Annotated in this window: 9 protein-coding genes; 2 read left to right on the top strand and 7 right to left on the bottom strand. The window is 74.3% G+C overall.

Going from position 1 to position 8,759, the window contains the following annotated elements; all coding sequences use genetic code 11:
• From AB0J52_RS17615 to AB0J52_RS17635, 5 genes are all read right to left on the bottom strand, one after another.
• Positions 1 to 390, bottom strand: a 390-nt coding sequence (locus tag AB0J52_RS17615; RefSeq protein WP_500182648.1) for a LysR family transcriptional regulator, incomplete at its 3' end; no start/stop codon positions are given.
• Between the two features lie 240 nt (positions 391 to 630).
• Entirely contained in the window at positions 631 to 2,220 is a 1,590-nt protein-coding gene (locus tag AB0J52_RS17620; protein ID WP_500182649.1) for an MFS transporter, read from the bottom strand.
• On the bottom strand, positions 2,220 to 2,483 hold the full coding sequence (locus tag AB0J52_RS17625) for a ubiquitin carboxyl-terminal hydrolase 14 (RefSeq protein WP_500182650.1): 264 nt from the start codon (positions 2,481 to 2,483) through the stop codon (positions 2,220 to 2,222). Before AB0J52_RS17625 ends, AB0J52_RS17620 begins: the two co-directional genes overlap by 1 nt.
• 121 nt (positions 2,484 to 2,604) lie before the next feature.
• Positions 2,605 to 3,642 (bottom strand): GDP-mannose 4,6-dehydratase, encoded by a 1,038-nt coding sequence (locus AB0J52_RS17630; protein WP_500182656.1) that lies wholly within the window; start codon positions 3,640 to 3,642, stop codon positions 2,605 to 2,607.
• 109 nt (positions 3,643 to 3,751) lie between these two features.
• Positions 3,752 to 4,318, bottom strand: coding sequence for a CGNR zinc finger domain-containing protein (locus AB0J52_RS17635; protein ID WP_500182651.1), 567 nt, complete (start codon positions 4,316 to 4,318; stop codon positions 3,752 to 3,754).
• Positions 4,319 to 4,534: 216 nt separating this feature from the next.
• On the opposite strand from AB0J52_RS17635, the gene AB0J52_RS17640 reads away from it, so the two are divergent.
• Positions 4,535 to 6,139: a Na+/H+ antiporter gene (locus tag AB0J52_RS17640; protein ID WP_500182652.1), complete on the top strand. Its 1,605-nt coding sequence runs from the start codon at positions 4,535 to 4,537 to the stop codon at positions 6,137 to 6,139.
• Between the two features lie 81 nt (positions 6,140 to 6,220).
• On the opposite strand, the gene AB0J52_RS17645 is transcribed toward AB0J52_RS17640, so the two are convergent.
• Positions 6,221 to 6,793: a hypothetical protein gene (locus AB0J52_RS17645; RefSeq protein WP_500182653.1), complete on the bottom strand. Its 573-nt coding sequence runs from the start codon at positions 6,791 to 6,793 to the stop codon at positions 6,221 to 6,223.
• Between the two features lie 238 nt (positions 6,794 to 7,031).
• Positions 7,032 to 8,366: a pyridoxal phosphate-dependent aminotransferase gene (locus AB0J52_RS17650; protein ID WP_500182654.1), complete on the bottom strand. Its 1,335-nt coding sequence runs from the start codon at positions 8,364 to 8,366 to the stop codon at positions 7,032 to 7,034.
• Positions 8,367 to 8,531: 165 nt separating this feature from the next.
• Here AB0J52_RS17650 and AB0J52_RS17655 point away from each other — a divergent pair.
• On the top strand, positions 8,532 to 8,759 hold a 228-nt coding region (locus tag AB0J52_RS17655; protein ID WP_500182655.1), incomplete at its 3' end, for a LysR family transcriptional regulator.

Consider the following 8,759-nt stretch of genomic DNA (forward strand, 5'->3'; position numbering starts at 1 on the left):
CGCGCCCGGGCAGCGCACCACCCGGACCCGGACGGCCGGCTGGTCGCGCGCGAACCGGGGGATCAGCCGCCCGGTCAGCTCCGGTTCCAGGGACAGCGTGGTGGCGATCCGCAGGTCCGCTCCGCGCCCGCCCGCGCCCGCGGGCGACAGGCCCTCGATCGCCTCGACCGCCGACAGCGCGACCCGCGCGTGCCGGACCACCTGCTCGCCCTCCGGCGTCAGCATGACCCCGAGCCCGGACCGGGCGAACAGCTCCACGCCGAGCTCGCGCTCCAGCTCCCGGACCGCCCGCGACAGCGCGGGCTGGGCGACGTAGAGCGCCTGGGCCGCCGACGTCATCGTGCCGTGGTCGGCGGTCGCCACGACATAGCGCAGCTGCCGCAGATTCATGCCCTGACCGTATGACAACGAACTGCTCCGGTCCTGGACATAGCCGGAATCGGCCCGAGAATCGCGTGGCCGCCACCGACGGTGACGACAACCCGGGCAAACCGGTCAGTCGCGTCCCCTGGGCGCCCCTGCGCCTGCGGGACCCGCCCCTCCGGACCTCCGGCCGGTGCGGGCGACGGCCGCGCGGCCTCAGCCGATCCTGGTGTCCGCCGGCCGGTGCGGGCGACGGCTGGCCGCGCCTCAGCCGATCCCGGTGTCCGCCGGACCGGCGGGACCCCCGGGGGTTCCGCCGCCGCCCGCGTCGGCTCCCGCCCCGGCGACGGCGGGCGTCGCGGTGACCCGTTCGGGCTGCTCCAGCGGCGGCGCGCCGACGGCGCAGTGCGTCTGGCACTCCGGCACCTGCCCGGCCGGCGCGGCGCGCAGCGCGTCGTCCCGGACGGTGAACAGCGTCAGCACGGCCCCGGCCAGCAGCATGCCCGCGCAGACGAGCATCGCCTGCCGGAACCCGCTCGAGAACATGGCCGGATTCCGGTAGGCGTCGCCGGTCAGCCCGGCCAGCGGCGGGATCGCCGCGACCGCGAGCAGGCCCGCGGCGCGCGCCACCGCGTTGTTCACCCCGCTCGCGATCCCCGCGTGCCGGACGTCCGCGCTCGCCAGCACGGTCGCGGTCAGCGGCGCGACCATGGCGGACAGGCCGAGGCCGAACACCACCACGCCGGGCAGCACGTCCCGCCAGTAGGACGCGTGCGCCCCCACCCGCGACACCAGCGCCATCCCGGCCGCCGCGAGCACCAGCCCGACCGTCATCGGCCACCGGGGGCCGATCCGCTGGGCGAGCGCGCCCGCCCGCGCCGACAGCAGCAGCATCAGCACCGTCACCGGCAGCAGGGCCGTGCCCGCCGCGATCGGCGTGAACCCGGACACCACCTGCAGGTTCAGCACGAACAGGAAGAACATCACGCCCATCCCGCCGTACACGATGAAGGTGACGGCGTTGACGGCGGAGAACTCCCGGTTGGCGAACATCGTCAGCGGCAGCATCGGCTGCGGCCGGTTCCGCCGCCCGCCGCCGCGCCCCAGCCGGCGCTCCACCAGCACGAAGCCGACCGCGCAGGCGACACCGGCCACCGCGGCGACCATGACCCCGCCGCCCGCGCCGTTCGGCGCCTCGGTGAGCGCGTAGGTCGGCCAGGGCAGCGTCAGCGCCGCCTGCGCCGCGCCCGCCAGGTCGAACCGGCCGGTCGCGTCCGGGTCGCGGGTCTCCGGGACGTGCCGCAGCGCCACCAGCACCACGATCACCGACAACGGCGCGTTCAGCAGGAACACCCAGCGCCATCCGGCCGCCTCCACCAGCCAGCCGCCCGCGAACGGGCCGACCGCGCCCGCCACCCCCGACAACCCGGACCACGCGCCCACCGCGCGCGGCCGGTCGTCCTCGTCGAACGAGGCCTGGATGATCGCCAGCGAGCCGGGGGTCAGCAGGGCCCCGCCGACGCCCTGCAGCGCCCGCGCGGCGATCAGCGTCCCCACGTCCGGCGCCGCCCCGCACAGCACCGAGGCCGTCGCGAACCAGACCACGCCGATCACGAACACCCGGCGGCGGCCGAACCGGTCGCCGAGCGACCCGCCGAGCAGGATCAGCCCGGCGAGGGTGAGGGTGTAGGCGTTGACGGTCCACTGGAGCCCGGCCATCGAGGCGGACAGGTCGTCCGCCAGCCTCGGCAGCGCCACGTTGACGACCGTGGCGTCCAGCGACGCCACGCCCGACCCGAGCACCGTCGCGAGCAGGATCCAGCGGCCCCGCGCCTGCGACAGCCGGATCTCCGACATCAGACGATCTGCTCGTCGACGAAGCACCACCGCCAGTCCTCACCGGGCTCGAAGGACCGGATCACCGGGTGCTTGTCCTCGGCGGCGTGCGCGGAGGCGTGCCGCTGCGGGGAGGAGTCGCAGCAGCCCACGTGCCCGCAGTCCAGGCACATCCGCAGGTGCACCCAGCGGGTGCCGTTGCGCAGGCACTCCTCGCAGCCCTCGGGGGTGCGGGGGGCGGGTTCGGGCGACGGCAGCCGCGCCGCGTGTTCACAGGTGCTCATGAACCGATCGTCGCATGCCGCCCGGTCCGGGTTCACGCCGGAGGTGACCCGCCGCGTGCCCGGACCGCGTGCCCGCCGCGTCTCCCGGCCGCGGGACCGCCGTGTCACCGGGCCGCGCGCGTCACCAGTGGTCGGGGCTGAAGGGCTCGTCCTCGGGGCGGGCCGACCCCGACAGCAGCCGCAGGTCCGACTCGACCATCATGGTGACCAGCTCCTCGAAGGTCACCGCCGGCTCCCAGCCGAGCTGCGCGCGGGCCTTCTTCGGGTCGGCGCACAGCAGGTCCACCTCGGCGGGACGGGTGTACCGGTCGTCCAGGACGACGTGGTCCTCCCAGTTCAGCCCGGCGGTGCGGAACGCGAACTCGACCAGGTCGCGCACCGACTGGGTCTTGCCGGTGCCGATCACGTAGTCCTCGGGCGTCGCCTGGGTCAGCATCAGCCGCATCGCGCGCGCGTAGTCGCCCGCGAAGCCCCAGTCGCGGCGCGCGTCCAGGTTGCCCAGCCGCAGCTCCGAGGCGAGGCCGAGCTTGATCCGGGCCGCGCCCAGCGTCACCTTGCGGGTGACGAACTCCGCGCCCCGGCGCGGCGACTCGTGGTTGAACAGGATGCCGCTGACCGCGAACATCCCGTACGACTCGCGGTAGTTCTGGGTGATGTAGTGCCCGTAGGTCTTGGCGACGCCGTAGGGGCTGCGCGGGTGGAACGGGGTCCGCTCGTTCTGCGGTGTCTCCCGGACCATGCCGAACATCTCCGAGGAGGACGCCTGGTAGAACCGGATCTGCTCCTCCCGGGACGGCGTGCGCGAGCCGCCGATCCCCGACACGACCCGGATCGCCTCCAGCATCCGCAGCACGCCCATGCCGGTGACCTCGGCGGTCAGCTCCGCCTGCTGCCACGACATCGGGACGTAGGAGATCGCGCCGAGGTTGTACACCTCGTCGGGCTGGACCCGCTCCACCGCGGAGATCAGGCTGCCCTGGTCGAGCAGGTCGCCGGTGGTGATCCGGACGTCCCCGACGTGCTTGCGCAGCCGGGACACATGCGGGTTGGCCTGCCCGCGCACCAGCCCCCAGACCTCGTAGCCCTCGGCGAGCAGGTGCTCGGCGAGGTACGAGCCGTCCTGACCGGTGATGCCGGTGATCAGTGCGCGCCTGGACAGGGGTTCCTCCAAGGCTTCCTAGTCGTTCGCGGGGCCCATCTGTGCGGCCTGGGCCGGAGATGAACGAGATTCTGGTTCCACGAGGTTAGCGACCTCGCGGGCTGTTCGCCTAGGCGGGGGCCTGGGCGTCCCGCCGCCGGGCCCGGTAGGCCGCCACGTGCATGCGGTTGCCGCAGGTGCGGCTGTCGCAGTAGCGGCGGCAGCGGTTGCGGGACAGGTCGACCAGCACCCGGCCGCAGTCGGGCGCCTCGCAGGTGCGCAGCCGGTCGAGCTCCCCGGCGGCGACCACGAACGCCAGCGCCATCCCGCAGTCGGCCGCCAGGTGCTCGCCGACGGGGGCGCCGGGAGCGAAGAAGTGGACGTGCCAGTGGTAGCCGTCGTGGTCGGTCAGGTGCGGGGTGGCGCGCACCCCGCCGACGACCTCGTTCACCAGGGCCACGGCGGCGGGCGGGTCGCCCGCGGCGAGGAACACCGCGTGGAAGCGGTCCCGCAGGACGCGCACGACCGCCAGGTCCCCCTCGGTCAGGTCGGGAACGCCGCTGGTCCGGTGCCGGTCGAGCAGCTCGCGCAGCGCGGCCAGGTCGGGCAGGCCCTCCTCGCCGGTCGCCGCGGGCGCGGTGTTGACCAGGTCGACGACGGTCGCCAGGGCGTGCTCGGTGTCATGGGTGAAGATCACGGTCACTCCAGTCTCGGAGACCGAGGGGCGGTCGGTCGCGGCACGGCGGGGGACGGACCGGGCCGGGGGCAGAGCGGCGGGCTCTCACCCTAGTCCGCCCGGCCCGCGATCCGGCCCATCCCGGGCATCCCGCCGTTCCGTCCTGTCCCTTTCCGCGCGATCGGGCCTGTCCGCATTTCGCGCATACTCCGGCCGACGGGCGGGAAACGATCACTCGTGGGGGAGGACCGCCTGTTCATCGTGCTGCTGGTCGTGGCGATCGTGGTGCTGCTGGCCCGCGCCCTGGCCCACCGGCTGGGCGTCCCGGACGCGATCCTGCTGGTGCTCCTCGGGATCGGCGCCGGGTTCATGCCCGGCCTGCCGTCGGTGTCGGTCTCCCCGCACCTGGTGCTGCTCGGCTTCCTGCCGCCGCTGGTCTACCACGCGGCGTTCTTCTCCGCCCCGCGGGAGACCCGCGCCAACGCCTTCCCGATCTTCGCGCTGGCCTTCGGGCTGACCCTGGTCACCACCGCCGCCGTCGCCGGGAGCGTGTACTGGCTGCTGCCCGGCACCGGCTGGGCCGCCGCGATCGCGCTCGGCGCGGCCGTCGCGCCCACCGACGCGGTCGCCGCGACGTCGGTGATGCAGCGGGTCGGCGCGCCGCCCCGGCTGACCACGATCCTGGAGGGCGAGAGCCTGATCAACGACGGCGTCGCGCTGACGGTGTTCGGGCTGGCCGTGGAGGCGGTCAGCACCCCGTTCACGGTCGGCCACGGCGTGGTCCGGCTCGGCCAGGTGGTGATCGGCGGTGTCGGCTACGGCCTGGCGGTCGGGCTGGTCGTCCGCCGGGTGCGGCGGTGGATCTCCGACCCGAGCAGCCAGATCATCGTGTCGCTGGGCACCCCCTACATCGCCTACATCCCGGCCGAGACCTTCGGCGCGTCCGGGGTGCTGGCCGCCGTCGTCGCGGGCTTCTACCTCGGCACCCGGGGCGAGGGTCTGCTGCAGCCCGCCTCCCGGCTGCTGGGCACCATGTTCTGGCGGATCGTGACGTTCCTGCTGGAGTCGGCGCTGTTCGTCCTGCTGGGCCTCGAGATCCGCGAGCTGCTGCACGAGCCCGGCGGACGCTCCTGGTGGGAGGTGACGTGGATCGCGCTGGCCGTCTCGGCGGTCGTGATCGGCGTGCGGCTGCTGTGGGAGCTCGGCAACGGGCCGCTCGCCGACCTGCTGCCCGGCGGGCGGGTCAGCCAGCAGGGCCTGGGCTGGCGGGAGCGGACGGTCATCGGGGTCTCCGGCATGCGCGGCGCGATCTCCCTCGCCATCGCGCTGTCGCTGCCCGCCGCCGTGGGCCCCGACCGCGAGCTGCACGTCCTGCTGACCGCGCTGGTGGTCCTGGTCACCCTGGTCGGGCAGGCGCCGCTGCTGCCGGTGCTGCTGCGCCGGTTCGGGCTGGTGGAGACCGACCGGCGGCGCCGCGAGGCGATGGTCGCGCGGCACGCCGCGGCGAACGCCGCCCTCGCGCGCCTGGACGAGATGGCCTCCGCCGAGGAGGTGGACGAGAAGACCGCCGACGCGTTCCGCCAGATGCTCGAACTGCGCCTGGAGCGCGTCGAGTACTTCCTCGAGGAGATGGAGGAGGAGGGGGAGGAGGGCGGCGAGGACCGCGAGGACCGGGGGGAGCCGCCCGGAAGCGCCCGGGTCCGGGACGAACTGGTCCGCGCGCAGCGCGCCAAGCTGAACGTGCTCTACCGCAAGGGGAAGATCGGCGCCGGGACGCTGCGCCAGATCGGCAGCGAGCTGGACTTCGCCGAGCCGATCTCGCTGCGCCGCCCGAGCTCCTAGCGGCTCCGGCTTCGGGCGGTCCCGGTTGCTAGCGGCCCGGTTTCCGGCGGCCCGGTTTCCGGCGGACCGCAGGACGGCGCGTCAGCGCGCGTAGCTGGGGTCGGCGATGACCGGGTAGGTCGCGCCCTCGTGCTGCACCCGCATCACGATGGCCTGGCCGTCCAGCACGTAGTCGGCCTTGATCTGCCGGAACATCGAGTCGCCGGCCCAGGGGTTGTAGAAGCGGCCCACCGTCGCGCCGTAGCGCAGGTGCACGACGTCGTAGCCGCCGGACGGCATCGCCTCGAGGGCCAGGCCGTCGCCGAGCGAGATCGGGAACCGGAACTCCATGGGCGCGTTCGGCCCGTGGACGACGGTGAGCAGCCGGACGCCGTGCGCGGTGGTCTGGGCGACCAGGTCGGTGTCGACGTCGACGCCGACGAACACGCGCAGGGTCGGCCGCAGCACCTGCGGGACGGTCTCGGCCGCCGTCAGGTCGACGCCGATGTGGATGCGCTGGCCGTCCTTGGTGGGGACCCACACACCGTCGCGGGCCCGCTGGCCCCAGGCGACGTCGGGGTTCTCCACCTCTTGGGGCTCGCTCTTGCCCCGGGCGACGAGCACCCGGGACGCGGCGCTCATCGCGGCGGCCGCGCCGTCCCGTGCATGCCTCATGGCGTGCCCCCTCGCCTCCATTGATCACATCCGTGGCATCGCAGTGTTTCCGGTTTTCTCCGGGCAATCGCGGCACGACCGTGCTTGGAACCGCACTTGGGTGCTTATCGGCGATTGCCCCACGCGACGACGCAGATTACACCACCGGAAACCGGCCCATCCCGTGATGGCGGCGGGATGGGCCGGTGGTCCCGGCGGTGGACGGGCCGGATCCGGTCAACGACCGTTCAGCGACCGGTCAGCACACTTCGGGGAGGGGTTCGAGGGCGTCGCGGGTGAGGTCGGACAGCACCTCCGACAGCCGGTCGAGGGCGCCCGCGATCCACGGCAGGGCCACCGGGTCGGAGGCGTCCAGAGCGGCGAGCCGGTGCTCGTCGTCGGCGCCGTAAAGAAGGCTCGGCGCGACCCGCATCCGCAGCGCCTCCGGAGCGTCACCGAACGCCGAGCCGGGCAGGACGCCGACGCCGTAGCGCTCCAGCAGCAGACCGGTCAGCTCGGCCCCCGTGGTCACGCCGTGGTCGGCGTTCAGCCGCTCCCGCAGGGGCGCGAGGTCCGGGTAGAGGTAGAAGCCGCCCTGGGGCCGCGGCACCCGCGCCCCGGCGGCGGTGAACCGGTCGGCGACCGCGCGGACCACCGCGGAGTGCAGGTGGCGGCTGGCGTCGATCCGCTCGACCAGCTCCGGCGGCTCGCCGAAGGCGTAGGCGGCGGCGTGCTGGACCGGCGCGGGCGCGCTGGACCAGATCTCGCTGGCGATCCCGGAGAGGGAGTCCCGCAGCCGCGTTCCGAAGGGCCCGTCCGGCACCCGGACGACGCCGACCCGCCACCCGCCCGCGGCGAGGTTCTTGCTCAGCGCGGTGGAGACGACCGTCCGCTCCGGCGCCCACCGGGAGGGGCTCTCGACCGACTGCGCCGGGTCGTGCACCAGGTCGCGGTAGATCTCGTCCGAGATGATCACCAGGTCGTGGTCGCGGGCCACCTCGCAGAGCCGCTGGATCGTTCCAGCGGAGGCCAGCGTGCCCGTCGGGTTGTCCGGGAGGGTCACCACGACCGCGCGCAGCGGACGGCCCGCCGCCCGGGCCCGCACGCAGGCGTCGGCGAGCAGTGCCGGGCTCGGCACCCCGCCCTCGCCGGGCGGCGTGGCGAGCATCACCGCGTCGTCGTCCAGCAGCGCGGCCTGGGCCGCGTACGACACCCAGCTCGGCGCGGGCACGGCCACCGCGCCGCCGAGCGCCATCAGCAGCGCGAACAGCAGCGGCTTGCTGCCGGGGCCGGCGACGATCCGGTCGGGGGCCGTCGGCAGGCCGCGGCGCGTCCAGTACCCGGCGACCGCCTCGCGCAGCTCGTCGGACCCGGCGACCGGGCCGTACCCGCCGCGGTCCGCGCCCTCGGACAGGGCCTCGGTGAGCGCGGGATGGATCGGGATCCCGGCCTCGCCGAACCCCATCGGCAGGACGGGCAGGCCCGCGCGGGCACGGCGGGCGAGGGCCTCGTTGACGGCGAGCGTGGCGGACAGGGCGACGGGACGCGGCGAAAGCGAGACCGGCCGTAGTGCGGACGGGCTGAGCGCAGGCATCAAGACTCCTGGACGGAGGTAAGAGGTTCGGCGTGATGGATGAGCGGGTCGCGCGGTGTGATCGCGTGACCTCTGCGAGTGACCCGGCCGGGACAGTTTCCATGGTGGTCTGCTCGGAGCATCATGACAAGCTCCTCTCAACGATGCTCGGCATAAGATGTGCTTATGCTCGAGGTGCGCCGGCTCAAACTGCTCTCCGAATTCGCCCGCCGCGGCAGCATCGCCGCGACCGCGGACGCCCTCGGCTACACGGCCTCGGCGGTGTCCCAGCAGCTCGCGACGCTGGAGCGGGAGGCGGGCGTCCCGCTGCTCGACCGCACCGCGCGCAGCGCCGAACTGACCGACGCCGGCCGCCGCCTGGCCGCCCGCGCCGAGGAGATCCTCGGGCTGGTC

The sequence above is a fragment of the Spirillospora sp. NPDC049652 genome (genome assembly GCF_040675125.1).
Classification (GTDB): domain Bacteria; phylum Actinomycetota; class Actinomycetes; order Streptosporangiales; family Streptosporangiaceae; genus Spirillospora.